General features: G+C 72.9%; 24 protein-coding genes and 1 pseudogene. 14 read left to right on the top strand and 11 right to left on the bottom strand.

Annotated elements, in window-relative coordinates; translation table 11 throughout:
- The first annotated feature begins 6 nt into the window (after positions 1-6).
- The 5 genes from NRK68_RS32805 to NRK68_RS32825 all read left to right on the top strand — a co-directional run bounded on the left by NRK68_RS32805 (position 7) and on the right by NRK68_RS32825 (position 4,351).
- Positions 7-1,236 carry a serine hydrolase domain-containing protein gene (locus NRK68_RS32805; protein WP_183064793.1) on the top strand — a complete coding sequence of 410 codons (1,230 nt, stop codon included), beginning with the start codon at positions 7-9 and terminating at the stop codon, positions 1,234-1,236.
- Between the two features lie 66 nt (positions 1,237-1,302).
- Positions 1,303-1,827 (top strand): GNAT family N-acetyltransferase, encoded by a 525-nt coding sequence (locus NRK68_RS32810; RefSeq protein ID WP_183064794.1) that lies wholly within the window; start codon positions 1,303-1,305, stop codon positions 1,825-1,827.
- Between the two features lie 60 nt (positions 1,828-1,887).
- Positions 1,888-2,652 carry a class I SAM-dependent methyltransferase gene (locus NRK68_RS32815; RefSeq protein WP_257857581.1) on the top strand — a complete coding sequence of 255 codons (765 nt, stop codon included), beginning with the start codon at positions 1,888-1,890 and terminating at the stop codon, positions 2,650-2,652.
- A gap of 37 nt (positions 2,653-2,689) precedes the next feature.
- Positions 2,690-3,088, top strand: coding sequence for a nuclear transport factor 2 family protein (locus NRK68_RS32820; RefSeq protein ID WP_183064796.1), 399 nt, complete (start codon positions 2,690-2,692; stop codon positions 3,086-3,088).
- Positions 3,089-3,412: 324 nt separating this feature from the next.
- Positions 3,413-4,351: an aminoglycoside phosphotransferase family protein gene (locus NRK68_RS32825; RefSeq protein WP_257857975.1), complete on the top strand. Its 939-nt coding sequence runs from the start codon at positions 3,413-3,415 to the stop codon at positions 4,349-4,351.
- Here the strand turns inward: NRK68_RS32825 and NRK68_RS32830 are convergent.
- Positions 4,335-4,922 carry a sigma-70 family RNA polymerase sigma factor gene (locus NRK68_RS32830; RefSeq protein WP_257857582.1) on the bottom strand — a complete coding sequence of 196 codons (588 nt, stop codon included), beginning with the start codon at positions 4,920-4,922 and terminating at the stop codon, positions 4,335-4,337. The two genes, NRK68_RS32825 and NRK68_RS32830, sit on opposite strands and share 17 nt — an antisense overlap.
- A 79-nt stretch (positions 4,923-5,001) precedes the next feature.
- Between NRK68_RS32830 and NRK68_RS32835 the strand changes: the two genes are divergently transcribed.
- Positions 5,002-5,889, top strand: coding sequence for an alpha/beta fold hydrolase (locus NRK68_RS32835; protein WP_257857583.1), 888 nt, complete (start codon positions 5,002-5,004; stop codon positions 5,887-5,889).
- A gap of 163 nt (positions 5,890-6,052) precedes the next feature.
- Here the strand turns inward: NRK68_RS32835 and NRK68_RS32840 are convergent, their stop codons facing one another.
- Complete coding sequence (locus tag NRK68_RS32840; protein ID WP_183064798.1) at positions 6,053-7,237, bottom strand: cytochrome P450; 1,185 nt, start codon at positions 7,235-7,237, stop codon at positions 6,053-6,055.
- Positions 7,227-7,934, bottom strand: a complete 708-nt coding sequence (locus tag NRK68_RS32845) for a cyclodityrosine synthase (protein WP_183064799.1) — start codon at positions 7,932-7,934, stop codon at positions 7,227-7,229. The genes NRK68_RS32840 and NRK68_RS32845 overlap by 11 nt, the downstream gene beginning before the upstream one ends.
- A 273-nt stretch (positions 7,935-8,207) precedes the next feature.
- On the opposite strand from NRK68_RS32845, the gene NRK68_RS32850 reads away from it, so the two are divergent.
- Positions 8,208-9,161, top strand: coding sequence for a TAXI family TRAP transporter solute-binding subunit (locus NRK68_RS32850; RefSeq protein WP_257857584.1), 954 nt, complete (start codon positions 8,208-8,210; stop codon positions 9,159-9,161).
- Here NRK68_RS32850 and NRK68_RS32855 read toward each other — a convergent pair.
- From NRK68_RS32855 to NRK68_RS32865, 3 genes are all read right to left on the bottom strand, one after another.
- Positions 9,158-10,531, bottom strand: coding sequence for a sensor histidine kinase (locus NRK68_RS32855; protein WP_257857585.1), 1,374 nt, complete (start codon positions 10,529-10,531; stop codon positions 9,158-9,160). The genes NRK68_RS32850 and NRK68_RS32855 overlap by 4 nt on opposite strands.
- Entirely contained in the window at positions 10,528-11,202 is a 675-nt protein-coding gene (locus tag NRK68_RS32860) for a response regulator transcription factor (RefSeq protein ID WP_183064800.1), read from the bottom strand. The genes NRK68_RS32855 and NRK68_RS32860 overlap by 4 nt, the downstream gene beginning before the upstream one ends.
- Positions 11,203-11,269: 67 nt before the next feature.
- On the bottom strand, positions 11,270-12,655 hold the full coding sequence (locus NRK68_RS32865) for an MFS transporter (RefSeq protein WP_257857586.1): 1,386 nt from the start codon (positions 12,653-12,655) through the stop codon (positions 11,270-11,272).
- A 305-nt stretch (positions 12,656-12,960) separates the two neighbouring features.
- Here NRK68_RS32865 and NRK68_RS32870 point away from each other — a divergent pair, with 305 nt between their 5' ends.
- On the top strand, positions 12,961-14,301 hold the full coding sequence (locus tag NRK68_RS32870) for a phytase (protein ID WP_257857588.1): 1,341 nt from the start codon (positions 12,961-12,963) through the stop codon (positions 14,299-14,301).
- 89 nt (positions 14,302-14,390) lie between these two features.
- On the opposite strand, the gene katG is transcribed toward NRK68_RS32870, so the two are convergent.
- Complete coding sequence (katG, locus tag NRK68_RS32875; RefSeq protein ID WP_183064803.1) at positions 14,391-16,622, bottom strand: catalase/peroxidase HPI; 2,232 nt, start codon at positions 16,620-16,622, stop codon at positions 14,391-14,393.
- 294 nt (positions 16,623-16,916) lie between these two features.
- On the opposite strand from katG, the gene NRK68_RS32880 reads away from it, so the two are divergent.
- The 3 genes from NRK68_RS32880 (at position 16,917) to NRK68_RS32890 (ending at position 18,295) form a co-directional block, all read left to right on the top strand.
- The gene (locus tag NRK68_RS32880; RefSeq protein WP_183064804.1) at positions 16,917-17,375 is read left to right on the top strand and encodes a Fur family transcriptional regulator; all 459 of its coding nucleotides are present in this window, start codon (positions 16,917-16,919) and stop codon (positions 17,373-17,375) included.
- Between the two features lie 92 nt (positions 17,376-17,467).
- Complete coding sequence (locus NRK68_RS32885; RefSeq protein WP_046780076.1) at positions 17,468-17,836, top strand: STAS domain-containing protein; 369 nt, start codon at positions 17,468-17,470, stop codon at positions 17,834-17,836.
- 12 nt (positions 17,837-17,848) lie between these two features.
- Positions 17,849-18,295 (top strand): ATP-binding protein, encoded by a 447-nt coding sequence (locus tag NRK68_RS32890; protein ID WP_183064805.1) that lies wholly within the window; start codon positions 17,849-17,851, stop codon positions 18,293-18,295.
- Between the two features lie 35 nt (positions 18,296-18,330).
- Here the strand turns inward: NRK68_RS32890 and NRK68_RS32895 are convergent, their stop codons facing one another.
- The 4 genes from NRK68_RS32895 to NRK68_RS32910 all read right to left on the bottom strand — a co-directional run bounded on the left by NRK68_RS32895 (position 18,331) and on the right by NRK68_RS32910 (position 20,997).
- Entirely contained in the window at positions 18,331-19,218 is an 888-nt protein-coding gene (locus NRK68_RS32895) for a SigB/SigF/SigG family RNA polymerase sigma factor (RefSeq protein WP_257857589.1), read from the bottom strand.
- 107 nt (positions 19,219-19,325) lie between these two features.
- Positions 19,326-20,057: a metallophosphoesterase family protein gene (locus tag NRK68_RS32900; RefSeq protein ID WP_183064807.1), complete on the bottom strand. Its 732-nt coding sequence runs from the start codon at positions 20,055-20,057 to the stop codon at positions 19,326-19,328.
- Positions 20,054-20,308 carry a hypothetical protein gene (locus tag NRK68_RS32905; protein WP_183064808.1) on the bottom strand — a complete coding sequence of 85 codons (255 nt, stop codon included), beginning with the start codon at positions 20,306-20,308 and terminating at the stop codon, positions 20,054-20,056. The genes NRK68_RS32900 and NRK68_RS32905 overlap by 4 nt, the downstream gene beginning before the upstream one ends.
- Entirely contained in the window at positions 20,305-20,997 is a 693-nt protein-coding gene (locus NRK68_RS32910) for a nucleotidyltransferase family protein (protein ID WP_308296334.1), read from the bottom strand. The genes NRK68_RS32905 and NRK68_RS32910 overlap by 4 nt, the downstream gene beginning before the upstream one ends.
- 255 nt (positions 20,998-21,252) lie before the next feature.
- Between NRK68_RS32910 and NRK68_RS32915 the strand changes: the two are divergent.
- From NRK68_RS32915 to NRK68_RS32925, 3 genes and pseudogenes are all read left to right on the top strand, one after another.
- A pseudogene (locus NRK68_RS32915) lies at positions 21,253-21,906 on the top strand (HAD family hydrolase); the annotation flags it as partial.
- A gap of 86 nt (positions 21,907-21,992) precedes the next feature.
- The gene (locus NRK68_RS32920) at positions 21,993-22,511 is read left to right on the top strand and encodes a DUF6328 family protein (RefSeq protein ID WP_183064810.1); all 519 of its coding nucleotides are present in this window, start codon (positions 21,993-21,995) and stop codon (positions 22,509-22,511) included.
- 182 nt (positions 22,512-22,693) lie between these two features.
- Positions 22,694-26,689 carry a Pls/PosA family non-ribosomal peptide synthetase gene (locus NRK68_RS32925; protein WP_257857590.1) on the top strand — a complete coding sequence of 1,332 codons (3,996 nt, stop codon included), beginning with the start codon at positions 22,694-22,696 and terminating at the stop codon, positions 26,687-26,689.
- Positions 26,690-26,697 lie beyond the last annotated feature (8 nt).

Consider the following 26,697-nt stretch of genomic DNA (forward strand, 5'->3'; position numbering starts at 1 on the left):
GCATAGGTGAAAACGACGCACGTACGGCTCCGCCGGGCCTGCGCGGCCACCGCCGCGGCGGGCCTGCTCATCACCGGGGCCGCGACGGTCCCCGCGTACGGGGCGCCCACCCCCGGACCGACCGCCTCCGCCACTCCCTCCCCCGACACCGGCGGGGAGTTCAAGGCGATCACCCCGGCGGTCGCGGTCCAACTCGACACCGCCATCCGGCAGGTCATGCGCGAGGCCGGCGTGCCCGGCGTCATCGTCGGCCTGTGGGCACCCGGCAAGGGCAGCTACGTGAAGGCCTTCGGCGTGGCCGACAAGGCGACCGGCGCGCCCATGCGGACCGACTTCAACACCCGCATCGGCAGCCAGACCAAGACGTTCACCGTCACCGCCCTCCTCCAGCTGGTCGACCAGGGCAAGGTCGGCCTCGACGACCCCATCGGCGACTACATCTCCGGGGTCCCGGGCGGCAACCTCATCACCCTGCGGCAACTGGCCGGTATGCGCAGCGGGCTGTTCAACTACAGCGAGGACCCGGACTTCGACAAGGCGTTCACCTCCGACCCCGACCGCCGTTTCACCCCGCAGCAGCTGCTCGAATACTCCTTCAAGCACCCGGTGCAGTTCGCGCCGGACGCGAAGTTCCAGTACTCGAACACCAACCTGATCCTGCTCGGCCTGGTGATCGAGAAGGTCACCGGCCGGCCGCTCGCCGAGGTCATCGACCAGGACGTCGTGGCGGCGGCCGGACTGCGCCGCACCTTCTTCCCGACGGGGTCCGAGTTCCCCGCACCGCACGCGCAGGGGTACACCGACCAGACCGCGTCCGGGAAGGTCGAGGTGTCGACGGACTGGGACCCGTCGTGGGCCTGGGCGGCCGGGGCGATGATCTCCGACCTGGAGAACCTGCGGAGCTGGGCGCGCACCCTCGCCACCGGCACCCTCCTGACGCCCGAGACGCAGGCCCAGCGCCTGAAGACCACCTCCGTGGGCATCCCCGGCGCCGGCTACGGCCTGGGCCTCTTCAACGTCCAGGGCTGGATCGGCCACAACGGCTCGCTCCCGGGCTACGAGAGCCTCGGCGTGTACCTGCCGCAGGCGCAGGCGACCATGGTCGTCATCCTCAACACCGACATCCTGCACGACGGCCAGGAGCCCAGCACGCTCTTCGGCGAGGCGATCACCGGCATCGTGACGCCCGACCACGTCTACCCCGGCCACAAGCCGTCCGAGCCGAAGTCCGGCTGAGGCGGGCCCGGGCACCCACCGGGCACGACGGGTCGGTCGGATGATCCGACTGTTAGGGTCCCCTGCATGCCCCAGCTCATCGCCCCCAGCCCCCACCTGCACGGATCCTGGACCGCCGCGCAGGAGGAATGGGGGGCCGACGCCCACATGGACGGCGCCGGGCTCGGCGCCGACGACGACGTCGACAGCCCGGAGGGCTTCGCCGCCTGGACGCGGAAACTGCGCGGCCACGCGGACCGCTCGTTGCCGGTCGACCACGGCCGGGTCCACGCGACGTACTGGTGGATCACCGAGGGCGACACCTACCTGGGCGCCATCGATCTGCGCCACTACCTCAACGGTTTCCTCCTCGACGCCGGCGGCCACATCGGCTACGGCATCCGGCCCTCGGCCCGCCGACAGGGCCTCGCCACCTGGGCCCTGTCCGCCGTCCTCCACGAGGCGCGCGTCCTCGGGATGGACCGGGTCCTGCTCACCTGCGACCCCGGAAACGAAGGGTCCGTCCGCACCATCGAGCGCTGCGGCGGGGTACTGGAGGACGTGCGCGAGACCCTGATCGGCCCCAAGCGGCGGTACTGGATCACCCTCTGACGATGCCCGCGCCCGTGTGGTGGACGTGCCGCACGGCCGTGGTGGCCCGATAGTGGGGCTGTGAGCGAAGAGGGCACCGCTTGGTCCGGACACGAGGGAGCGCAGGCGTTCGCGGCCGTGGAGGCGGCCACGGACTGGCTCCTGGGCTACCCGTTCGTCCTGCGGGCGCTGGCGGCCGACCGCATCGGTGCCGGAAAGGTCCTGGTGGACTACGGATGCGGGCCGGGCAGGGTGGCCGACCACGCGGCGCGCGTCCTGGGGGCCAGGGTCCTGGGCGCCGACACCTCCCCGGAGATGCTGGAGCTGGCCCGTGCCTCCGCGACCGCGGTGGCCGAGTACCACCTGGTCGAGAACGGGCGCGTCACGGACCTGCCCGACGGCTGCGCCGACGCGGTGATGTGCAACCACGTACTGGCGTCGCTGCCCACCGAGGACGCCCTGCTCGGCGTGTTCACCGAGATCCGCCGGCTGCTGCGGCCGGGTGCCCCGTTCGTGCTGCTGACCACCGATCCGGCTTGCGCCGGCACGGAGTACGCCTCGCTGCGGATCGGTGAGCCGGGCGAGGTGTACGCACCGGGCGACGAGGTGACCGTCCGGCTCCGGCGCACCGACGGATCCTGGCAGCGGATGCGCAACCACGCGTGGCCCGTGACCGTCTACCCGGCGCTGCTGGAGCGCGCCGGCTTCCGCGACGTCGTCCGGCACCGGCCGTCGGTGGACGAGGCGCTCGCCGTCGCCGACCCGGACCTCGTCGCGAGCCGGCCGTGGTCGGCCGAGCGGGCCGGACCGCCCCTGGTGATCACGAAGGCGCGGGCGGCCCCGTGATTGCGGACGGCGGATCCGGCGAATTAGTGTCGCGTCCATGTCCAAGGCCGAGATCGACACGCTGACCGCCGAGTTCTTCGGATGCTTCGACAACCGCGGCGGCAAGGCCGCCGACGTGGACCGGATCCGCCGGCTCGTCGTGCCCGGGGGAGTGATCGTCATGACCGGCCCGCGGTTCACGGTCTACACCGTGGACGAGTTCATCGAGCCCCGGCGGGAACTGCTCGCCGGCGGACGGCTGGTGGAGTTCGCCGAGTGGGAGACCTCCGAACGGACCGAGATCGCGGGCGACATCGCGTCGCGGTTCGGCGAGTACCGCAAGTCGGGCGTCCTGGACGACGAACCGTTCGAGGGCGGCGGCACCAAGACCATCCAGTTCGTCCGCACCCCGGAGGGCTGGCGGATCGCGGCGTTCTCCTGGTACGACCGGCCCTGAGCGCGGTCCTTCAGGAGCCGCCCTCCCCGTCCCCGGACCAGGTCCGCGAAGTCGGCGGGCGTCCGCCGGCGACGGCCCGAGCAGCGCTGCCGCGGCGCCCCACGACGCCCCCGGAGCACGGCCCTGCGTGCGACTCGCGTTCCGACCACTCGCCTCCCCTGTCGAGGTACCTGCCGCCGACGGGTCCCGGACGGCCCGTCAGCCATCGAACGATCACGACGTCCCCGGGGCAGCGGCGCCACCGCCCGAACGGCCGGAAGAAACCGGTTGACCGCGGCCGTCCCCGCGGGTCGGATGGCGGCCGTGAGCATCAACCCAGGAGAGATGCACCCCGGCCAGCACCCCGTCGGCGACGGTCTCGTACGGCGGCTGGTCGCCGGCCGGTTCCCCCGGTGGGCCGGGATGACGGTGGAGCGGTTCCCGTCCGGCGGCACGGTCAACGCCATGTACCGGCTCGGCGAGGACATGGTCGTACGGCTGCCCCTGCGCGAGGGCGGGGCCGAGGACATCGCGACGGAACGGGACTGGCTGCCCCGCCTCGCTCCACTGCTGCCGACGGCCGTCCCGCAGGTCCTGGGGGCGGGCGAGCCCGCAGAGGGATATCCGTGGCGGTGGTCGGTCCACCGGTGGCTGGCCGGGGAGAACCCCGAGGCGGGCGCCCTGGAGGACCCCGTCGCCCTGGCCCGGGACCTGGCCGCCTTCGTCGCCGCGATGCGCAGCATCACCCTGGCGGGGGCGCCGCAGGCCTACCGGGGCGGGCCGCTCGCGGCCCTGGACGCGCCGACCCGGGCGGCGATCGGGGAGCTGCGGCTGATCCCGGAGGAGGGCGTCGACTGCGACGCCCTGACGGCGGTGTGGGAGGACGCGGTGCGGGCCGGGGAGTGGGACGCGCAGCCGGTGTGGCTGCACGGAGATCTGATGCCGGGCAATCTGCTGGTGGACGGCGGCAGACTGACCTCGGTCATCGACTTCGGGTGCACGGGGGTGGGGGACCCGGCGTGCGACCTGTTCCCGGCGTGGAACCTGCTGCCCGCCGGGGCGCGGAAGGTCTTCCGCGAGGCGCTCGGTGTCGACGAGACGACCTGGGCCCGCGGCCGGGGACGGACACTCTCGCAGGCCGTGATCGCGCTGCCCTACTACCGCACGACGAATCCGGCGATGGCGCGCAACGCCCGGCACGTGATCCGGGAGGTACTGGCGGAACGCCGGACGGGTGGGGACGGGGTGAGCACCCGGCCGCTTCCGTTCAGGCCTCACCCCTGAGGCGGTCGCGCTGGAGCTGGCGGGCGACGGTCCGGCGTACGGACGCCGGGGCCGACCCCGAGGGAGCCGGCGTCGAGCCCACGTCGAGGCCGCGGCTGATCTCGTCGTACGTGCTCCGGAAGAGGGCGGGCAGTTCGGCGGCGCCCTGCTTGAGGTCCTCTTCGAGGAGGCGTCGCAGCTCGTCGGTGGTCTCGGGGGTGAAGCGCTTGCGCCCCCTGGTGAGGGCGCCGACGAAGCGTGTGCAGTGTGCGGTGTCCAGGGAGTCGGCGACCTCCTCCGCCAGGGCCCACAGACGACCTTCGAGCCACGGGACGTCGTGCTGGTCCAGGGCGAGTCCGAGCCGCGGCAGCGGTTCGCCGGCCGTCAGCCGTGTCATCTGTTTGGAGACGGCGGGCTGGCTCATGTCCGTGATCCGGGCGATCTTGTCCTGTGTCCAGCCGAAGCCGGCGAACAGCTTGATCATCTCGGTGCGCAGCCTGCGCATCTCCTCGCCCGCCCGGATGACCTCGTTCATCCCGGCGAGCATCCGCGCCGCCTCTTCCTCGGTCAGTGAGCCGTATCGATCTGCCACAACCCGGTTATACACCCGGCGGGGCCGTCTCGTCATAACCGGGTTGTACAACCTGGTTATGGCTGCCAGGATGCGCGTCATGACCACCCCCGCATCCGCGTCCGGCTCCGTGTCCGACTCCGTGTCCGAGTCCGAGTCCGAGTCCGTGTTCGCCGCGCCCGACGGGACTCTCCTGGCCCACCGCAGCCAGGGCGGCGGCGACCCGCTCGTCTGTGTCCCGGGAGGCCCCGCGGACTCCGTCTACCTCGGCGACCTCGGAGGCCTGTCCGCACACCGCCGCCTGATCGTCATGGACCTGCGCGGCACCGGCCGCTCCGCGGTCCCGCGGGACACCTCCTCCTACCGCAGCGACCGCCTCGTCGACGACATCGAGGCGCTGCGCGAGCATCTCGGCCTGCACCGGATCGATCTGCTCGGCCACTCCGCCGGAGCCAACCCCGCCCTGCAGTACGCGGCCCGGTATCCGGAGCGCGTGGGCAGGCTCGTCCTGATCACCCCGGGCACCCGCGCCGTCGGCACGGTGATCACGGGAGAGAACCGGCGGGAACTCGCCCGGCTGCGGGCCGGCGAACCGTGGTTCCCCGCGGCCTTCGCCGCGCTGGAGGCGCTCATCGCCGGCACCGGTGGCGACCGCGACGCCATCGCCCCCTTCTTCTACGGTCGTTGGGACGACGAGGCGCGGCGCCACCACGCGGCGGGCCGTCCCGGCAACCCGGAGGCCGTCGCCCGCTTCGGCGCCGAGGGCGCCTTCGATCCGGAGGCGACCCGAGCAGGGCTGGCGGCCCTGCGGGCCCCGGTCCTCCTGCTCGCCGGAGAGTTCGACCTGAACAGCCCGCCCCGGTCGGTCGCCGCATGCGCGGAGCTGTTCCCCGACGCCACGCTCGTCGTGCAGCGGGGAGCGGGCCACTATCCCTGGCTCGACGACGCCGGCCGGTTCGTGCCCGCCGTCGCGGCCTTCCTGGCCTGAGGCCGCGCGTCCCCGCTGCCCGCTGCCCGCTGCCCGCTGCCCGCTGCGCCTGCGGCCCGCACCCGCCCGTACGCCCCCCGTGCGTACGGTGACGCCCCCGGCCGGATTCCCCCCGGCCGGGGCCGTCCTCACGGTGCGGGCGCGCCGCCGCGCGCCGGCGCCGCTACCAGAGGACGGGCAGTCGCTCCGGGAGGCGCTTCATGAAACGGGTACGCCAGACGAGCTGGTCGAACGGGACGGCCAGCTGCAGGCCGGGCATCTTCTCCAGCAGCACCTCGATGGCGATCTCCGTGTGCCGCTTGCCGAGCGCGGTGGCCGGGCAGTAGTGCGGTCCGCCGCCGAAGGACAGATGCGTACCGGCGTTCGCGCGGTCGATGTCGAAGGTGTGCGGATCGGAGTAGACCGCCGGGTCGGTGTTGGCGGCCTCGACCAGGACCAGCAGCAGCTCGCCCTTCTTGACCTCGACGTCGCCGAGGGTGACGTCCTCCAGTGCGAGCCGCGGCAGGCCGTCGGCGATCGACAGGTTGACGCGCAGCAGCTCGTCCACGGCGGACGGGATCTTCTCCGGCGCCTTGCGCAGCTGCTCCCACACGTCGGGGTTCTGCAGGAGCGAGACGATCGCCATGGTCAGGAAGCCCATGGTGGAGATGACCCCGGCGCCGAACAGCGTGACGCCGACGGTCGCCAGCATCTCGTCCGTCAGGTGCGCGTACTCGGGGTCCTCGCGCAGCGCGGCGAGTTCCGCCATCAGCCCGACGGTGGCCGGGTCGTCGAGGCGCTCCACCATGTACGCCATGTCGCGGTCCCAGTTGAGCTTGGCGCCCGTGACGGGGCAGGCCGAGTTCATGAACGCGATGTCCAGGCTGGCGGCCAGGCGCGGGGCGTCGGCCTCCGGGATGCCGAGGATGCGGCAGTGGAGGTTCTCCGCGTACGGGTTGGTGAACGCGGCGCGCAGGTCGACCGGCGCACCGCTGCGCAGGATCTCGTCCACCAGGGTGTTCGCCTGCTCGCGCATCCAGCCGGTGAGGTTGCCGGTCTTCGGGTTGATCGCCTTGAGCACGGCCTTGCGCAGGCCCGCGCCGGTGATGTTGCCCATGTTGTTGACGACCTCGGGCGGGATCGTCAGCGCGTACTGCCGCGGCACTCCGGGTGCCGAGGTGTCCTTCAGGCTGAACCGCGGGTCCTCGAGGACCTGCTTGCAGAGCGAATAGGACGAGACGAGCCATGCCTCGTCACCGGCTATGGTGCGGACACGCTTGACCGGCTCGTTGCGCAACTGCTCGACCTCGGCCGGGAGTTGGTCACCGCGTGCGGAGAACGGGAAGTCGAGGAGGGTGTCAGCGGTCATCGGAGTCTCCTTCGGCGGGGGTGATGATGGCGTGGCCCTGGTTGCGTGAGGCACGAAGCCCCGAGCCGCGCGAGTAGAGCAGTTCCGCCATGGGCAGGAGCTGGTGGTAGCAGTTGAGGGAGGACGGCACGCCCAGGATGGCGGGCGTGTCGAGGAACAGCGGCGCCTCGGCGCAGACGTACTCCAGGCAGACCTCGCGCTGGCGGGCCGTGGCCGCCTTCCCGTTCAGGACCTTCGAGGAAAGGAAGGCGTCGACAAGGGAGTTGCAGGTCTCCCGGAACTCCGGGTCGATGTCGAGCAGGTTGTTCAGATGGTTGTGGAGGGTCCGGTACGCCGGGATGTCGGTGAGGGACGACATCGGACGGGCCCGGAGGCGGACGCCGGTGGGGTCGGCTTCGGCGGCGGCGTTGTTGACCTTGGCGCGGACTCCGCGCAGGTTCTTCACCGCCTTGCGGCGAGCTTCGTCCTCGCCGTATCCGAGGGCCTCGTACATCTCCGCGACGTGCATGTCGGTGTAAATGAGGTCGACCTGCGCGAAGTTGCGCATGCCCCACTGGGCGAGGTCGAGAACACGCTGGGCCGAGAAGTAGCTGTTGCCCGGCGAGATGCCGATGACGGCGTGATCGCCCTCATCGTTGATCACCTGGCAGTGCGGGGTGTATGGCCGGACTGTGAAGACTTCGGTTGCTGTCGTCAACAGGGGTCGGGTCCTTTGCGCCGCAAGTCCCGTGGGGCCCTGTGCCCCGGGTGTGGCGGCGACGTGATGGAAGGTACCCGAACTCTGAGCGACGTTCCATGTCTCCTGGGTAGTAACTCATCTTTCGGACAGACCAGTTGACCTGGGCATCTTTCCTCTTTCAACTACTCTTCGCGGCAGTCCGAGCGGTCACGTGCCGCGCGTCGTGTGCCGCATGATGATGAGCCACCCCGCACACCCCGTTCGTCCGAGGAGACCTCAGGAGGCCGGCAGTTGACCGGACCGTCGCGCCGCGCCGTGCTGGGCGCCGGGATCGGCGCCGTCGCGGCGTCGCTCGCCGGCTGTTCGGGGGACTCTGGCCCCGTACGCCGGCTGCGGCTCGCGACGGGCCCCGAGGGCGGGCCGTACAACGCCTTCGGGAAGGCCCTGGCGCTCGCCGTCGGCGCGAGCGACCTGCCGCTGGAGATCATCCCCGTGAGTACGGCGGCGAGCGTGAACAACCTGCGCAGCCTCGACGAGGGCTCCGCGGAACTGGCCCTGGCCATGGCGGACGCCGCCGAGGACGCCGTGCTGGGACGCGCATCCTTCCCCGCGCCCGTCGCGGTGACGGCACTCGCCCGCGTCTACGTCAACTACACGCACCTGGTCGTCCCGGCCGACGGGCCGGTCCGCACGGTGACGGACCTCGCAGGCCGCCCGGTCGCCGCCGGTGCGACGGGATCCGGGGTACGGGTGGTCGCCCAGCGGGTGCTGCGAGCCGCCGGACCGGACGCACCGGCCGACGAGCGCCCGCTGGGCCTCGCCGCGTCCGTGGCGGCGCTGCGTGAGGGCGCGGTCGACGCGCTGTTCTGGTCCGGAGGCGTGCCCACCCCGGCCCTGTCCACGCTGGCGGGCGAGCGGCCCCTGCGCTTCCTGCCCCTGGACGCCTACGTGGCCCCGCTGCGGGCGCGGTACGCCCCCGTCTACACGGCGGTCACCCTGCCGGCCGGGGTGTACGGCCTCACGGAGCCGGTGGGCACCATCGGCGTCGGCAACTACCTCCTGGCCCGCACGGACGTGGCGGAGCACGTCGTGCGCGACCTGCTGCGGGTGGTCTTCGACCAGTGGCGCGACCTCCTGCGGGAGGTGACGGCGGGCGCCCGCCTGGAGCCGCGCTTCGCCATCTCGACGGGCCGCGTCCCCCTCCACCCGGGCGCGGCCGTGTACTACCGCTCGGTCTACGGCTAGGTGGTGTCCGGGGGGAGGTGGAGGTGCGCCGTCAGGCCGCGGGGGGTGTTCGGGGCGAGGGTGAGGGTGCCGCCGCTGAGGCGGGCGATCTCGTCGGCGATGGCCAGGCCCAGGCCGCTGCCGGGGATGTTCTGGTGTCCGGGGGAGCGGGTGAAGCGCCGCAGCAGCGACGCCAGTTGGTCGTCCGGGACCCCCGGGCCGTCGTCCGCCACCCGGACGACCGCGCTCCCGTCGGGCCGGTGCGCGGCGCTCACCTCGACGCGGCCGCCGCTCGGCACGAACTTGACCGCGTTGTCCAGGAGCGCGTCCAGGATCCGGCCCGCCGCGTCGGGCAGGGTGTGTGCCCACAGGCCGTCCGCGACGTCGGCGGCCGTGAGGCCCAGCCCCGCCGCGCGGAAGACCGGGGCCCAGGCCGACACCCGGTCCCGTACCGCCCGCGACACGTCCTGCCGGGCCGGCTCGGCGGCACCGGACTCCACGCGTGCCAGGGCCAGCAGGCCGTCGAGCAGTTCCGCCAGACGCTCGGCCTCGTCCAGGGCCCGGGCGTGCTCGGCGAGGCCCGGCCCGGGGGTGACGTGCGGCTCGACGTTCTCCAGTTGCAGCACCAGCGTGGCCAGCGGGTTGCGCAGCTGGTGGGAGGCGTCGGCGACGAAGTCGCGCTGACGGCCGATGGATTCGGCCACGGCGTCGGCCATGGTGTTGAAGTGCCTGCGCAGACGGCGCAGTTCGGGAGGGCCGGTGTCCGAGCCGGCCCGGGACCGGAGGCTGCCGGCGGCCAGCCGCTCCACCGCCCGGTCCAGGTCCAGGACCGGCCGCATCAGCCAGCGTGCGATCCCCGCGGCGACCAGCGCGGCCGCCGCGAAGGAGGCGAGCGCTCCGGCCGCGACGAGCGACCAGCGGACCGTGACGTCCCGGCGGGCGGCATCGGTGGGGACCGCCAGCAGCACCGCCCCGCTGACCCGCTCGTCCCGGCCCACCGGCTCGGCGAGCACGACGCCGCCCGGACCCCACGGCCGCAGCGTCGGCAGCCGGTCGGTGGACCGGCCGGTCAGGGCACGGCTGCGCGCCTCCACCGCCCCCGCGCCGGGGGTGGTACCGGCCCGTACCAGCGTCGCGCCCGCCGTGTCGACCACCACCACGCCCGCCCCGTACAGGTCGGCGTACCGGCCGATCTCGGCCACCAGCTCCGCCCGGTCGGCATCCGTACGCATCCGCTCCGCGAGATCCGCGAACCGCACGGCCTCCGAACGGCGCTGGAGCAGCAGGTGCTCCGTACGGCCCCGCGCGTACCCCTCGGCCAGCGGCAGGCACAGGAGCAGCGCCGCCACCCCCATGAGGACCGTCAGCACGGCGAGGAGCCGCCGCCTCACCGCTCCCCGCCGAGCTGGTAGCCGTACCCGCGGACGGTGCGCACGAGTCCGGAGCGGCCGGTCTTGGCGCGGATGCCGGCCACGTGCACGTCCAGCGAGCGCGAGGCGGCGAGGAAGGCGTCGCCCCAGATCCGGTCCAGGATCTCCTCGCGCGAGTGAACCTCGTCCGGCCGGGTGGCCAGCAGCGCGAGGACGTCGAACTCCCTGCGTGTCAGGCGTACTTCGGCACCCGCGACGGTGACCGTACGGCCCGCAGGGTCCACCTCCACATCCCCGCGGCGCACGACCGCCGGGCCCGGGGCGGCGCGGTCGGCGTGCGCGTCCGTCCGGCGCCGTACGGTGTCGATACGGGCCATCAGCTCGGCCATCCGGAACGGCTTGACGACGTAGTCGTCGGCACCCGCCCGCAGACCCTGCACGATGTCGCGCTCCTCGCACCGCGCGGTCACCACGATCAGCGGCACACCGCAGACGGTCCGCAGCCGCCGCAGCAGCTCTGTCCCGTCCAGGTCGGGCAGCCCCAGGTCCAGCAGGACGAACTCCGCCTCGCGCGTGTGGCGCAGCGCGTCCTGGGCCCGCGCCACCCGGCGGACGGTGTGTCCGCGCTGGGCGAGGGCGGTGCCGAGCGCCTGGGCCATCCGGTCGTCGTCCTCGACCAGCAGCGCGTGCACGGGAGCCCCTCTCGCCGTCCGGGATCCGCGGCCCGCGCGGGCCGCGGACCCAGGCTACCGCCGCCGCTCAGCGCACCGCCTCGACGGGCTTCCCGGCCGCACCGGCCCCCGCCGCGGCGTCCGCGTCCGCTTCCGCCCGGCTGAGGGCCGCGTCGCGGGTGTCCGGCATCAGCACGTAGGTCACCAGGGAGATCAGCGCGCACCCGGAGACGTACCAGAAGAACATGGTCTCGTGACCACTGCTCTTGAACCAGAGCGCCACGTACTCCGCCGTGCCGCCGAACAGCGCGTTGGCGATGGCGTACGGCAGTGCCACCCCCAGGGCGCGCACCCTGGTGGGGAACAGTTCGGCCTTGACCGCCGCGTTGATGGACGTGTAGCCGGTGATGATCACCAGGGCGAGCAGGGACAGACCGAGCGCGGACCAGTACGAGGACGCCGAGCCCAGCGCGGTCATGATCGGGTACGTGCCGATCGTGCAGCCCACCGCGAAGGTGATCAGCAGGGGACGGCGGCCGATCCGGTCGGACAGCATGCCGGCGAAGGGCTGGAGCACGGCGAAGAGGGTCAGCGCGGTGAAGCTCACCAGGGTGGCGGTGGTCTTCTCCATGCCCGCGCTGCCGACGAGGTACTTGGTCAGGTAGGTGGTGTAGGTGTAGTAGGCCACGGTGCCGCCGAGGGTCAGGGCCATGACCAGGCCGGCCTGCCGACGGTACTGCCACAGTGCCTTGAGCGTGCCGCGCGTGCTGTCGTCGTGCGCGTCCTTGCCGGACGCCTCCTCCTGGAAGGCGTCGGTCTCCTGGAGCCGGCGCCGCAGCCAGAAGACGACCACGGCGAACAACGCCCCGAGCACGAAGGGGACCCGCCAGCCCCAGCTCTCCAACTGCCCCGTGGTGAGCGTGTGCTGCATCGTGATCAGGATGCCCAGACCCAGCAGCTGGCCGCAGGTCATCGACACGTACTGGAAGGACGAGCCGAGGCCGCGCCGGTTGCGGGCGGACGCCTCGGTCAGGTACGTGGCGCTGGCGGCGTACTCGCCGCCGATGCTCATCCCCTGCAGCAGACGGGCCAGCAGCAGCACCAGGGCGCCGAAGTACCCGGCCTGGCCGTAGGTCGGGGCGACGGCGATGAGCAGGGCGGCCACCGACATCATGGTGACGGTGAGCGTGAGCGCGCTCTTGCGTCCGTGCCGGTCCGCGGCGCGGCCGAGGATCCACCCGCCGACGGGGCGCATCAGAAAGCCGACCGCGAAGATCCCCGCGGTGTTCATCAGTTGCGTGGTCGGGTTGTCCCCGGGGAAGAAGGAGTCGGCGAAGTAGATCGCGAAGCTGGCGTAGACGAACCAGTCGTACCACTCGACGAGGTTGCCGAGCGAGCCGCCGATCAGGGCGAGCCGGCGCTTGCGGCGCTCCTCCGCGGGCGTCGGGACGACGGGGACGGTGGACGAGGACATGGCGGCTCCAGCGGGAAGTCCCTGACGGGAGAGGGGAGAACGGCCCCTGCGGCGGGGGAGTGTCCAGAGCATGGGGCCGCCGCCGGAGCCGGACAAGCTCCGCCGCGCAGATCTAACGTTCCGCTAAGGAAGCGGGACGGACGCGGGACGCACGCGGGATTTCACGACGTGGTCATGCTCACGCCATGTCCGCTCCATGGTGGTCACCCGCGGGTGGCCCACGGTGGGGGCGGCCCGGCCACGGAGCACCCGTGGGACCCGACTCCGCGGCCGGCCGCACCCGACCCCCGTGACCAGGAGGCAAGATGAGCGCGTTCCCGAGCAGGCGGACAACGGCGGTCGGCGTGGCCGCCGTCGTGGCCCTGGGCGTGATCGCCGTACCGGCGCACGCCCGCGCGGACCGCGGCACCCCGCCGCCCCTGCCGCAGGTGCCCGCCTCCGTCGAGACGCCCTCCCTCTTCGACGACGAGGCCGGCGGCAACGCCAACGCCGACGACCCCGCGATCTGGCGCAACGCCCAGGACCCCGACCGCAGCCTGGTCATCGCCACCGCCAAGGAGGGCGGCCTGCGCGTCTACGACCTGGACGGGCGCCAGGTCCAGTCCCTGCCGGCCCCGCCACCGCCCGGCGCCGGGCACAAGCCCGGACGGTTCAACAACGTCGACCTCGTCACCGGCCTGCGCTTCCCCGGTGGACACCACGACGTGGCCGTCGTCTCCGACCGCGGTAGCGACCGGCTGCGCGTCTACCGGATCGACCCCGGGCGGCCCACCGCGCCCCTGGTCGACGTCACGGACAAAACGGCCGCCCCGCCGGTGTTCTCCGCGGACCAGGACGAGATCGACGACCAGCGGACCGCCTACGGCCTGGCCGCGTACACCGACCGCCGCAGCGGCCGCTCCTTCGCCGTCACCAGCAGGCGTCACGGCACCGAGCTGGCCCTGGCCGAACTCCGGCCCACCGCAGGGGGGAAGGTCGGCTACCGCACGGTCCGCACCACCGCGCTGCCCGCCACCTTCACCCTGCCCGACGGAACGCCGTGGTCACCGTGTGGCGAACCGGGCGAACTCCCCCAGGTGGAGGGCATGGTCGTCGACCCCGACACCGGAGACCTCTACGCCGGCCAGGAGGACGTCGGTATCTGGAAGCTGGACGCCGACCTGCGCTCCCCGGCCCGCCTGATCGAGAAGGTCCGCTCCTTCGGCGTGCCCGGCACCTGGAACCCGCAGACCGAGGAGTGCGACGCGGGCGCCGACCCCGGCTTCGGCGGCCGGCACGTGTCCGCCGACGTCGAGGGCCTCACCATCTGGCGCGACCCGAAGCACCCCCGGCACGGCGGCTACCTCCTCGCCTCCAGCCAGGGCGACGACACCTTCGCCGTCTTCGACCGCGAGAACGGCAACGCGTACGTCCGCGGCTTCCGCGTCGCGGCGGGCACCGGGCCCGGAGCGCCCGACGGCTCCCAGGAGTGCGACGGCGCCGCCGTCACCAGCGCGCCCCTGGGCAGGAGGTTCCCCGAGGGGCTGCTCGTCGTCCAGGACGGCCGCAACACCCCCGTGACCGCCGGACCGGACGGGGAGACCCGCACCGATACGGACTTCAAGTTCGTCGACCTGGGAAGGCTGAAGCGCGCGGCACGCCTGTGACCCGGGACCACCCCCGGGCCGGCACCATGCGGTGCCGGCCGGGGGTGGATGCCCGGATGTCCGGATGTCCGAATGCCGGGATGCCCGGATCAGACGAGGTCGAACCGGTCCAGGTTCATCACCTTGTCCCACGCCGCGATGAAGTCCTTGGCGAACTTCTCCTTGGCGTCGTCGCTCGCGTAGACCTCCGCGAGCGCCCGCAGCTCCGAGTTGGAGCCGAAGACCAGGTCGGCACGGGTACCGGTCCACTTGACCTCGCCGGTGGCGCTGTCACGGCCCTCGAAGGTGTTGGCGTCCTGCGCCGTCGCCTTCCACTCGGTCCCCAGGTCCAGGAGGTTGACGAAGAAGTCGTTCGTCAGCGAACCGGGAGTCGTGGTGAACACGCCGTGCCGCGACTGCTGGTGGTTGGCACCCAGCACCCGCAGGCCGCCGACGAGGACGGTCAGCTCGGGCGCGCTCAGGTTCAAAAGGTTCGCCCGGTCCAGCAGCAGGTACTCGGCCGGGAGCCGGTTGCCCTTGCCGAGGTAGTTGCGGAAGCCGTCGGCGGCCGGCTCCAGCGCGGCGAAGGACTCCACGTCCGTCTGCTCCTGCGTGGCGTCCACCCGGCCCGGCGTGAAGGGCACCCGCAGGTCGAACCCGGCGTCCCTGGCGGCCTGTTCCACCGCGGCGGCGCCCGCCAGCACGATCAGGTCGGCGATCGAGATCCGCTTGCCGCCGTCCTGGGCGGCGTTGAACGCCTCCTGGATCCCCGTCAGGACGCGCAGCACCCCGGCCAGCCGGTCGGGCTCGTTGACCTCCCAGCCGGCCTGCGGCTGCAGGCGGATGCGGGCGCCGTTGGCACCACCGCGCTTGTCACTGCCGCGGAAGGAGGACGCCGACGCCCACGCGGTGGACACCAGCTGCGACACCGTCAGGTCCGATGCGAGGACCTGCGCCTTCAGGGAGGCGACGTCCGCGGCGTCGACCAGCTCGTGGTCCACCGCGGGCAGCGGGTCCTGCCACAGCAGCTCCTCGGACGGTACCTCGGGACCGAGGTAGCGCACGACGGGGCCCATGTCGCGGTGGGTCAGCTTGAACCACGCGCGGGCGAACGCGTCGGCGAACGCGGCCGGGTCCTGAAGGAAGCGGCGCGAGATCCGCTCGTAGGCCGGGTCGAAGCGCAGCGACAGGTCGGTCGTCAGCATGGTCGGGGCGTGCGTCCTCGACGGGTCGTGCGCGTCGGGCACGGTGCCCGCGCCCGCGCCGTCCTTGGGCCGCCACTGGTGGGCGCCGGCCGGGCTCTTGAACTGCTCCCACTCGTAGCCGAAGAGGATCTCGAAGAAGCTGTTGTCCCACGTGGTCGGGGTGTTGGTCCAGATGCCCTCCAGACCGCTGGTGATCGCGTCCCCGCCCTTGCCGGTGCCGTACGAGTTGGCCCAGCCCAGGCCCTGCGCCTCGATCGGGGCGGCCTCGGGGTCGGCGCCGACGCTCTCGGCCGGTCCGGCGCCGTGGGTCTTGCCGAAGGTGTGGCCGCCCGCGATCAGGGCAACCGTCTCCTCGTCGTTCATGGCCATCCGGCGGAACGTCTCACGGATGTCGCGGGCCGCCGCGACCGGGTCCGGGTTGCCGTTCGGGCCCTCCGGGTTCACATAGATCAGGCCCATCTGGACGGCGCCGAGCGGGCTCTCCAGCTCCCGGTCACCGGTGTAGCGCCGGTCGTCGAGCCAGGTGGTCTCGGGGCCCCAGTACACGTCCTCGTCCGGCTCCCAGACGTCGGCGCGGCCGCCGCCGAAGCCGAAGGTCTCGAAGCCCATCTGCTCCAGGGCGACATTGCCGGTGAGGATCATGAGGTCGGCCCACGACAGGCTCTGGCCGTACTTCTTCTTGACCGGCCACAGCAGACGGCGGGCCTTGTCGAGGTTGCCGTTGTCCGGCCAGCTGTTGAGGGGCGCGAAACGCTGCTGGCCGGCGCCCGCGCCACCGCGTCCGTCACTGATCCGGTACGTGCCGGCGCTGTGCCACGCCATGCGGACCATGAAGGGGCCGTAGTGGCCGAAGTCGGCGGGCCACCAGTCCTGCGAGGTCGTCAGGACCTCCGCGATGTCCCGCTTGACCGCGGGCAGGTCGAGGGCCTTGAACGCCGCGGCGTAGTCGAACTCCTCACCCAGAGGGTTCGCCACCGCGGGGTTCTTGGCGAGGATCTTCAGGTTCAGCCGTTCGGGCCACCACTGGCGGTTTCCACCGCCCTGCGTGGGGTGCGCGGCGCGCTCGTGCGCGACGGGACAGCCGCCCCCGCCCTGCGCCTTGTCGTCCGTGACGATTGCATCGTGGTTCTCGGACATGGGAATCCTTCCGTACCAGGGGGATCGCGGTGCTCAGGACCGAATGCGGTGGAACAGGCGGGACACGGTCCCTGCGCACGGGGCCCGGCCTCGGCGGCCGACCCGACGCCGAGCGGTCACCGTCCGTCCCGTACTCCCGCCGCTCGGGAGTCTTCCTGCCTCTTGGTTATCAACGGATCCGATCCTACGATGGACGCAATCCAAGTCAAGATGAGTACCAAGCCCATATCGGATCGGATTCCGGAAGCCGACCGGGCGCACGCGGGCGCCCGACGAACCCGAGGGGGAGCCGAGATGAGTGACCTGCTGGAGCGGCTGCGGGGGCGCGGCTGGCGGCTGACGTCCCAGCGGCGGGTCGTCGCGGAGGTCCTCGACGGGGAGCACGTACACCTGACGGCCGACGAGGTGCACGCCCGCGCGACCCTGCGGCTGCCGGAGATCTCCCGGGCCACCGTCTACAACGCCCTGGGCGAGCTGGTGGCCCTCGGGGAGGTCGTCGAGGTCACCACCGACGGCCGCGCCAAGCGCTACGACCCCAACGCGCACCGCCCGCACCAGCACCTGGTGTGCTCAGGATGCGGCCTCATCCGCGACGTCCACCCGGACGGCGACCCGCTGGCGGTGCTGTCCGCGGCGCAGCGCTTCGGGTTCGCCGTGTCCGAGGTCGAGATCACCTATCGTGGCCTGTGCCCGGCCTGCGCCCGGGCCGGGCTCCCTCCCGCCCCCTCGATTGACCCCGCCACCGCGGGGTAGGCGCCGAGCAGAACCGGCCGCTCGCGCCGAGCGGTGGCCGGCTGGACGATGGCACTGCACGAACCCGCGTACGTGGGAAGAGGTGGTTCCCTATGGCCCCGCCGGAGGACGGTGACAGATTCGCCGTGGACGTGCGGTCCGAGGGCGACGTGATGGTCTTCGCACTCACCGGAGAGCTGGACCACGACACGGCCGAACCCTTGCGAGCCGCCCTCGCCGCGGCCGTCGACGGCGGCGCGCGCAGGCTGCTGGTGGACTTCTCGCAGCTCCGGTTCTGCGACTCCACGGGACTGAACGTCCTCCTGCACAGCAGGCTCTCCCTCCGGGAGGAAGGCGGCAGCATCTCCTTGGCCGGGCTGCGCCCACCCGTCGCCCGCATGTTCCGCATCACCGGTGCGGACGGGATCTTCCCCGTACACCCCGATGTGGCGCACGCGCTGGCCGAGCCGCGCCACGGGTGAGGGAGGAGCGCCATGGAGCCGCGGTCCACCGGTCGGAGCCGGAGTCTCCTGCTGACGGGCATGACGGACGCCGTCACCCGCTGCCGTGACTTCACCCGTGACGCCCTGATCGACTGGCGGTGGATGCCGGACAACCGTGACGACTCCGAGGACGTCCTGCTGCTGGTGTCCGAGGTCGTCGCCAATGCCTGCCTGCACGCGGGCGGCCCCCGCACGCTGCTGCTGGAGTGCACGGACGACCTGCTGCGCGTCGAGGTCACCGACGACAACCCCGTGGCCCCCACGCCGCGCTCCCGGCCCGATGCGGCCCGGCCGGGCGGGTACGGACTGCTCATCGTGGAACGGATCGCCCGGCGGTGGGGCACGCTGCCCCTCGCGGACGGCAAGTGCGTGTGGGCGGAGATCGACTCGCCGCTGCGGTCCCCGGACGCCCGGGGACCGCAGCCCGTGTCTTCGTAGACCTGTGTCCTCGTAGGCCGACGTGGAACCGCCCGTCAGGGCGTGTCCTCGTCCCCCTGCCGCTCGCCGCCGCGGTCCTCCAGCATCCCGGCGCGCAGCCTGGCCATGATCCGGCCCAGCAGCCTGGACACGTGCATCTGCGAGATGCCGAGGCGCTCGCCGATCTGCGACTGGGTGAGTTCTTCGCCGAAGCGCAGCTGCAGGACCAGCCGGTCGCGCTCGCCGAGGGCGGTGAGGAGCGGTTTCAGGGTCTCCAGGTCCTCGATGAGCGCGTACGCCTCCTCCTCCGTGCCCAGCGAACGGGGCAGGGCCCCGCCGTCGGAGTCCTGGCCGACGGAGGTGCTGAGGGATTCGGCGACGTAGCAGTTGGCGGCCTGCCGGCCCTCGGCCAGCGTGTCGTCGCTGACGCCGAGGCGTTCGGCGAGTTCGTGGTCGGTCGGCCGGCGGCCCAGGTCCTGCTCCATCGCGTCGCAGGACTTCGCCATGTCCAGCCGGAGTTCCTGGAGGCGCCGGGGCACCTTCACGGACCAGCTCGTGTCCCGGAAGAAGCGCTTCATCTCGCCCGTGATGGTCGGCACGGCGAAGGTGGCGAACTCGACCCCGCGCTCGACGTCGTACCGGTTGATGGCTTTGATCAGGCCGATCGTGCCGACCTGGACGATGTCCTCGAAGGGTTCGCTGCGGTTGCGGAAGCGCCGGGCCGCGTACTTCACCAGGCTGAGGTTCAGCTCGACCAGGGTGTTGCGCACGTAGGAGTACTCCGGCGTGCCCTCGGCCAGGGCGCGCAGCCGGTGGAAGAGCGCGACGGACAGGCTCCGGGCGTCGTCCGTGCTGACGGCGAGGGGGTTCTCGGGAATCTCGATGGTGTCCACCGGGGATCCGGTATGGACAGGGTCCGCGGTGTCGCGGGGCAGGGGGGTCATCAGTGTCCTCCGACGGGTCGGGGAGCCGCGCGGAGCGCAGCGGGGCCGTCGTGGGTTTCCCGTCGGGTTATATACCCGATCGGGGCGCGCTGACCCTTCCGAAGAGCTCAGTCCGTCGGCGGGGAGAGGTGGTACACCGCGAAGGCGCGGTCGATGACGGGCATGGCGACGTTGCGCACGCGCACCCCGCCGCCCGTCATCCCGTGCTCGGTGCCCAGGTGCGCGTGCCCGTGGACCGCGAGATCCGCACCGGAGTCGTCGATGGCCTCGGCCAGCAGATAGCTGCCGAGGAAGGGGTAGATCTCGGGCGGTTCACCCGCCAGGGTGTCCGGTACGGGCGAGAAGTGCGTGAGGGCCACCCGCAGTGCGCAGCCCCGGGTGCGCAGCTCCCGCAGGGAGCGGCCGAGCCCGTCCGCGCAGGCCCGGGAGTACCGGATGAAGGCCTTCATCTCCGGTTCCCCGAACTCCGTGGCGCTGCGGCCCGCGAAACCCCCGCCGAAACCCTTGGTGCCGGCGACGCCGACGGTGACGCCCCGGACGTCGAAGGTGACGCCGTCGCCCTCGAGGACGTGGACGCCTTCCGCGGCCAGCTCGCGCGCGACGAGGTCCGGCTGATCGCTCTGATAGTCGTGATTGCCGAGGACGGCGACGACCGGTACGGGCAGCCCGGCGACCTCCTCCGCGACCACGCGGGCCTCCTCGCGGGTGCCGTGCCGGGTGAGGTCGCCGGCCAGCAGCAGCACGTCCGCGCAGTCGCCGAGCGTGTCGAAGGCGGGCCGCAGGACGCCTGCGCTGCCCGGGCCGAGGTGGATGTCCCCGACGGCCGCGACGCGGATCACGACAGCACCTCCGCCGCTCCGGGCGGCCCGACCCGGTGCACGGTCAGGTCCTCGTGCCAGGGCACGCCCTCCAGCTCGTCGGCGACGATCCGCAGTACGGCCGCCCGGGAAGCGGCGTCGGCGAGGGTGCCCCAGACCATCACCCACGCGCCGCGCGCCTCCACGCGCACACCGAGTTCGGCGATGTCCTCGCGCGCCAGACGGTCGCGCAGGTGTTCCACGCGGTAGTCGAGGTTCTCCACGGACATCATGAGGTCCCCTTTCCCCGGTCGATGACGCGGAGCCGGTCGAGCAGGTACAGGAAGGAGTCCGGCAGCGGCTCGTCCCGGTGTACGGCGTCCAGCCGAGCCCAGTCGATCTGCTCGCGCAGCATCCGGGCCATCGGCAGCAGGTCGCCGAAGTCGCAGTAGTGCTCGGACAGGGCCGCGAGCAGGCTGTCCATCAGGTCGGTGGGGGAGAGGACCGGCATCCAGACCGAGTCCACCGACTTCACGCTGGCCCGTTCCAGCAGCTCCGTACCGACCGGCCGGCGGGCCAGCTCGAAGATCAGGTCGATCTCCTCCCCGCCCGTGCGGCCCTTGACCAGCCAGTCCTCGGCGGCCCGGCGCATCTCGATGCCGCCGGCCTCAAGGGCCTTGATCGCCGCGTCGGCGTCCTCGCGCCGCATGCAGAAGTCCGTGTCGTGCTGGAACCGGGCCGGGACGCCATGGGCGAAGGCGGCCACGCTGCCGGCGAGTGCGAAGGGCTGGCCGGACTGCTTCAGCAGCGCCGCCACGCGCTTGGTGACCTCCAGGATCGCCTGGGTGTGGTCCTTGGGGAGCTGTCCGTCGGCCAGGGTGGGCGGGCTCAGGGTCTCCGGGGGAGAGGCCCCACCGGCCCCATCTGCCCCACCGGCCGGACCGGTCCCGCCGGCGGCCGCATCGGCAGGAGACTTCTTCACGGAGGACCTCCCTCGTCCGCTCCGGCACGTCCGGCACGTCCGGGCAGGCATTCCCTGCCCGGACGGCAGGCGCCTAACCCGTCCGGCGCCGCCGAAACCCCCCGGCCGGGTCCCGGCGGGCCCGGGCCGACGGGCGGACGAGCAGGCGGTCGGGCGGGACGCGTGGGCGGGGGCGCACCGGGTAGGCGCCGTACGAAGCGGGGCCGTCGGGGTGTTCCGGCGGCTCCCGGCCATCGACCGCACGGAGGCGAAAGGATGACCCGCGCCGCTCTGTTCGACGTCGACGGAACCCTCGCCGACACCAACCACCTGCACGTCACGTGCTGGTGGGAGGCGCTTCGGCAGGCAGGCCACGCCGTGGCGATGCACGACATCCACCGCGCCATCGGACTGCCGGGTGAGGACCTCCTCGGCCACCTCCTGGGGGAGGGCCGCGACACGGGCGGGGACGAACGGCTCACCACGGCGCACGACACCCTGTACGCCACCTACTTCGACCGGCTGCCCGCTCTCGACCGCGCCGCCGAACTGCTGCGCGAGCTCGACCGCAGGGGCTGGCGAATCGTCCTGGTGACGTCCGCGAGCGACGCCGAGCTCACCGCCCTGCGGGAAGCCGTCGGCGCCGACGACGTGATCGCCGCGACCGCGAGCGCCGACGACGTCAGCGCGGGGAAACCGGCCCCGGATCCCGTGCACCACGCCCTGGAGCTCGCCGGAGCGGCCGCGCGCGACTCCGTCTTCGTCGGCGACACCGTGTGGGACATGACGGCCGCCACGAGGGCCGGCGTCGTCTGCGTCGGACTGCTCAGCGGCGGGATCCCGCGGCGGGACCTGGAGGACGCGGGAGCCCGCGTCGTCTACCGGCACCCGGCCGACCTGCTGGCCCGCCTCGACGACAGCCCCTTCGCCGACGCGGCCGGGGAATCGGGAAGCAGTACTCGGGCACATGTGTCAGGGGCCAACCGGCCCGCCGCACACGAATCCAGGGAGACGGCATGTCCGACGCCACCGCCGAGCGGAACGACACAGGGGACGACGAGCGGTACGACGCACGGGACGAGAGCGAGAAGGAACGCGCCGACCGGCAGTGGCAGGAGCTGATCCAGGAGATCCGCGTCGCCCAGACGGGCGTACAGATCCTCTTCGGTTTCCTGCTGACCGTGGTCTTCACCCCGCTCTTCCACGACCTTCCCCAGACCGACAAGACGATCTACATCGTCACCATCGTCCTCGGTTCCCTGGCGACCGGTGCCCTGATCGGCCCCGTCGCCTTCCACCGCGTCGTCTCGGGGCGGCAGATCAAGCCCGAGGCCGTGGCCTGGGCATCCCGGCTCACCTTCGTCGGCCTCGTCCTGCTGCTCGCCACCTGCACCGCGGCGCTCTTCCTCGTCCTGCGGGTGGCCACCCACGACGCCGTCGTGCCGTGGCTGGTGGCCGGGGTGGTGGCCTGGTACCTCCTGTGCTGGTTCGCCCTGCCGCTGTGGGCCCGGGTCCGCTACACGGTCGAGAAGTGAAGGCTTCCGGTCCCGGGCGGCCGGCCTGACGGCGTCAATCGGCCACACCCGAAGCTTCGACGGGAAAATTCTCGACCCCGCACTAGGCTGGTGGGTTGTTCGGCTACAGACCGGGACAAACGGGGTGAATCCGGTCTCCGCCGATGAACCGGACCAATTGCCGGAACGACACGCGAGGGCCGATGCCAGCCACACCCGACCGCACTGAACTCGCTCTCCTCGACGACCGCGGCACCCGCGACGCCCCGGACGGAGGAACGGGACCCCACGAGGACCCCGGCAAACCGGCCCGCTTCCGCGCCGGACCCGCCGCCCCGCCCCGCACCCTCCTCGACATCCTCGAAGCTTCCGTACGGGCGTTCCCCGACGAACCGGCCCTCGACGACGGCACCACCCGCCTCACCTACCGCGCCCTGGCCGCCGAGGCCGACCGCGGCCGCCGCGCCCTCGCCGCCGCCGGGGTCGCGGCCGGCGACCGGGTCGGCGTACGCGTCCCGTCCGGCACCAACGAGCTGTACGTGGCGATCCTGGCCGTCCTCGCGGCCGGCGCCGCCTACGTGCCCGTCGACGCGGAGGACCCCGACGAACGGGCCGACCTGGTCTTCGGCGAGGCGGGAGTACGGGCGGTCGTGGGCGCCGACCTGCGCATCGACACCCGCGGCCGCGCCGCCGCCGTCGATGCCGTCGACACCGTCGGCACCGGCGGCCCCACCGGGACGTCCGGCCGCGGCGGGGGCAACCGCTCCGCGCGCCCCGGCCCCGAGGACGACGCGTGGATCATCTTCACCTCCGGCTCCACGGGCAGGCCCAAGGGCGTAGCCGTCACCCACCGCAGCGCCGCCGCCTTCGTCGACGCCGAGGCCGCGCTCTTCCTCGCCGAGGAACCGATCGGGCCCGGCGACCGGGTCATGGCCGGCCTGTCCGTCGCCTTCGACGCCTCCTGCGAGGAGATGTGGCTGGCCTGGCGGTACGGAGCCTGCCTCGTGCCCGTCCCGCGCAGCCAGGTCCGCAGCGGCGCCGACCTCGGCCCCTGGCTGGTGGAACAGGAGATCACCGTGGTCTCCACGGTCCCGACCCTGGCCGCACTGTGGGAACCCGAGGCCCTCGGGGAGGTCCGGCTGCTCATCTTCGGCGGCGAGGCCTGCCCGCCCGAACTGACCCAGCGCCTGGTCACCGAGGGCCGCGAGGTCTGGAACACCTACGGCCCCACCGAAGCCACCGTCGTCGCCTGCGCCGCACTCCTGACCGGCGAGGAACCCGTCCGCATCGGCCTCCCGCTGAACGGCTGGGAACTCGCCGTCGTCGACGGGTCCGGGGAGCCGGTCCCGATGGGCGGCAGCGGCGAACTCGTCATCGGCGGCGTCGGCCTCGCCCGCTACCTCGACCCCGCCAAGGACGCGGAGAAGTACGCCCCCCTCCCGTCCCTCGGCTGGCAGCGCGCCTACCGCAGCGGCGACCTCGTCCGCGCGGAACCGGAAGGGCTCGTCTTCCTCGGCCGCGCCGACGAGCAGATCAAACTCGGCGGCCGCCGCATCGAACTCGGCGAGGTCGACGCCGCCCTCCAGGCCCTGCCCCACGTGGCGGGCGCCGCCGCCGCCGTCCGCACCGCGCGCAGCGGCAACCAGCTGCTCGTCGGCTATCTGGTCACCCAGGACGGCTGGGACCGCGCGGCGGCCGTCGAACGCCTGCGGGCCGAGCTGCCCGCCGCCCTCGTACCGCTCCTCGCACCCGTCGCCGAGCTGCCCACCCGCACCTCCGGCAAGGTGGACCGCGACGCCCTGCCCTGGCCGCTGCCCGACCTGGAGACCGCCGGCCCCGCCGAAGAACTCCACGGCACCGAGGCCTGGCTCGCCGAGCAGTGGCGCGAAACCCTCGGCGCGGCCGTCACCAGCGCCTTTGACGACTTCTTCGCGATCGGCGGCAACAGCATCGCCGCCGCGCAGCTCACCACCCGGCTGCGCACCCGCTACCCGAGCGCCGCCGTCCTCGACATCTACCAGCAGCCCACCCTGCGCAAGCTGGCCCGCCGCCTGGAGAAGTCCGCCCCGGACAGCGGCGCGGCCCGCCCCGTGGCGCCCGTTCCCCTGCGCTCCCAGGTCCTCCAGACGCTCCTGCTGCTCCCGCTGCTCACCGTGCTCGGGCTGCGCTGGACGGTCGCCCTCCTGGCGCTGGGCAACGTACTGCACCGGTTCGGGCCCTACCCGTGGGCGCCGACCGCCTCCTGGTGGCTCGTCGCCGCCGGCGCCGTCCTGCTCTTCAGCCCCCCGGGGCGCCTGGCCGTCGCCGCCGGCGGCGCCCGGCTGCTCCTGCGCGGGGTGAAACCCGGACGGCACCCGCGGGGCGGCAGCGTCCACCTCAGGCTCTGGACCGCCGAGCGGCTGGCCGAATACGCGGGCGCGACCTCCCTGACCGGCTCCTGGCTCGAACGCTACGCCCGGGCCCTCGGCGCCAAGGTCGGCCCCGAGGTCGACCTGCACGCGCTGCCCCCCGTCACCGGCATGCTCAAGCTGGGCCGCGGCTGCGCCGTCGAGTCCGAGGTCGACCTGTCCGGGCACTGGCTGGACGGGGACCAGCTGGAGATCGGCCCCGTCAGGATCGGCGCGGGAGCGGTCGTCGGCACCCGCAGCATGCTCTTCCCCGGCGCACGGATCGGCAAGCGGGCCGAGGTGGCCCCCGGCTCCGCCGTGGCCGGCACCGTCCCCACCGGGCAGCGCTGGGCGGGCGCCCCCGCCGTCAAACTCGGCAGGGCCAAGCGGAACTGGCCCCAGGAACGCCCGCCGCGCGCGTTCCACTGGCGGGCCATGTACGGCACCACCGGCTTCGGCCTCACCGTGCTGCCCGTCCTCGCCGCCGTGCCCGCCCTGCTCGTGCTGAGCCGGTTCGTCCCCGCGGACGCCGGGCTCGCCGGGGCCCTGCGCGGAGCACTGGTGGCCGTGGTGCCCGCGGCCCTCGCCTTCGGCCTCGCCTACGCGCTGCTCCTGCTGGTCGCCGTACGCCTCCTGAGCCTCGGCCTGCGGGCCGGCAACCATCCGACACACAGCCGCATCGGCTGGCAGGCCTGGACGGTCACCCAGCTGATGGACCTGGCCCGGGAGACCCTCTTCCCGCTCTACGCCGGTCTGATCACCCCGGTCTGGCTGCGGCTGCTCGGCATGAAGATCGGCCGCGGGGCCGAGGTGTCCACCGTACTGGCGCTGCCGAGCCTCACCACCGTGGGCGAAGGCGCCTTCCTCGCCGACGACACCCTCGCCGCCCCCTTCGAGCTGGGCGGCGGCTGGGTGCGCATCGGACACTCCTCGATCGGCCGCCGGGCCTTCCTCGGCAACTCCGGGATGGCCGCACCCGGCCGCACGGTGCCCGACGACGGGCTGGTCGGCGTCCTGTCGGCCGCGCCGAAGAAGGCCAAGAAGGGCAGCTCGTACCTGGGCCTGCCACCGGTCAAGCTGCCCCGGTCCAGCGCCGACGCCGACCGGAGCCGGACTTACGATCCGCCCGCCCGCCTGCTGTGGGCGCGCGGGCTGGTGGAGCTGTGCCGGCTCGTCCCCGTCTTCTGCTCGGCGGCCCTGGCCGTACTGACCGTGGCAGCCCTGTGCGCCCTGACCGTGTGGAGCGGCCTGGGCGTCTGGGGCGCCGCACTGCTGTCCGGAGCGGTCCTGCTGGCCGCCGGTACGGCCGCGTGCTGCGTGGCGGTGACCGCGAAGTGGATCCTGGTGGGCCGGCACCGGCCCGGCGAGCACCCGCTGTGGAGCGGCTTCGTATGGCGCAACGAACTCGCCGACACCTTCGTCGAGGTCCTGGCCGTGCCCTGGCAGGCCGGATCCGTACCCGGGACGCCGCTGATGGCCCTGTGGCTGCGCGCGCTCGGCGCCCGCATCGGCCGCGGCGTGTGGTGCGAGAGCTACTGGCTGCCGGAGACCGACCTGGTCACACTGGGCGACGGCGTCAGCGTGAACCGCGGCTGTGTGTTGCAGACACACCTCTTCCACGACCGGATCTTGAGGACGGATACTGTGATCCTCCGTGAGGGCGCCACCCTGGGCCCGGGCGGAATCGTCCTGCCCGGGAGCACGGTCGGGGCGCGCAGCACCCTGGGCCCCGCCTCCCTCGTGATGGCCGGGGAGTCCGTCCCCGCCGACACCCGCTGGCTGGGCAACCCGATCGAGGCGTGGCGGTCCTGAGGGGCGGT

Source organism: Streptomyces yangpuensis (assembly GCF_024666385.1).
GTDB lineage: Bacteria > Actinomycetota > Actinomycetes > Streptomycetales > Streptomycetaceae > Streptomyces > Streptomyces yangpuensis.

Excerpts from the sequence above, each read along its gene's own strand:
- NRK68_RS32835 (WP_257857583.1), top strand. The coding sequence starts at position 5,002 with ATGACCACCCCCGCATCCGCGTCCGGCTCCGTGTCCGACTCCGTGTCC.
- NRK68_RS32895 (WP_257857589.1), bottom strand. The coding sequence starts at position 19,218 with ATGACCCCCCTGCCCCGCGACACCGCGGACCCTGTCCATACCGGATCC.
- NRK68_RS32880 (WP_183064804.1), top strand. The coding sequence starts at position 16,917 with ATGAGTGACCTGCTGGAGCGGCTGCGGGGGCGCGGCTGGCGGCTGACG.
- NRK68_RS32905 (WP_183064808.1), bottom strand. The coding sequence starts at position 20,308 with ATGATGTCCGTGGAGAACCTCGACTACCGCGTGGAACACCTGCGCGAC.
- NRK68_RS32885 (WP_046780076.1), top strand. The coding sequence starts at position 17,468 with ATGGCCCCGCCGGAGGACGGTGACAGATTCGCCGTGGACGTGCGGTCC.
- NRK68_RS32810 (WP_183064794.1), top strand. The coding sequence starts at position 1,303 with ATGCCCCAGCTCATCGCCCCCAGCCCCCACCTGCACGGATCCTGGACC.
- NRK68_RS32870 (WP_257857588.1), top strand. The coding sequence starts at position 12,961 with ATGAGCGCGTTCCCGAGCAGGCGGACAACGGCGGTCGGCGTGGCCGCC.
- NRK68_RS32920 (WP_183064810.1), top strand. The coding sequence starts at position 21,993 with ATGTCCGACGCCACCGCCGAGCGGAACGACACAGGGGACGACGAGCGG.
- NRK68_RS32925 (WP_257857590.1), top strand. The coding sequence starts at position 22,694 with ATGCCAGCCACACCCGACCGCACTGAACTCGCTCTCCTCGACGACCGC.
- NRK68_RS32820 (WP_183064796.1), top strand. The coding sequence starts at position 2,690 with ATGTCCAAGGCCGAGATCGACACGCTGACCGCCGAGTTCTTCGGATGC.
- NRK68_RS32825 (WP_257857975.1), top strand. The coding sequence starts at position 3,413 with ATGCACCCCGGCCAGCACCCCGTCGGCGACGGTCTCGTACGGCGGCTG.
- NRK68_RS32890 (WP_183064805.1), top strand. The coding sequence starts at position 17,849 with ATGGAGCCGCGGTCCACCGGTCGGAGCCGGAGTCTCCTGCTGACGGGC.
- NRK68_RS32865 (WP_257857586.1), bottom strand. The coding sequence starts at position 12,655 with ATGTCCTCGTCCACCGTCCCCGTCGTCCCGACGCCCGCGGAGGAGCGC.
- NRK68_RS32840 (WP_183064798.1), bottom strand. The coding sequence starts at position 7,237 with ATGACCGCTGACACCCTCCTCGACTTCCCGTTCTCCGCACGCGGTGAC.
- katG (WP_183064803.1), bottom strand. The coding sequence starts at position 16,622 with ATGTCCGAGAACCACGATGCAATCGTCACGGACGACAAGGCGCAGGGC.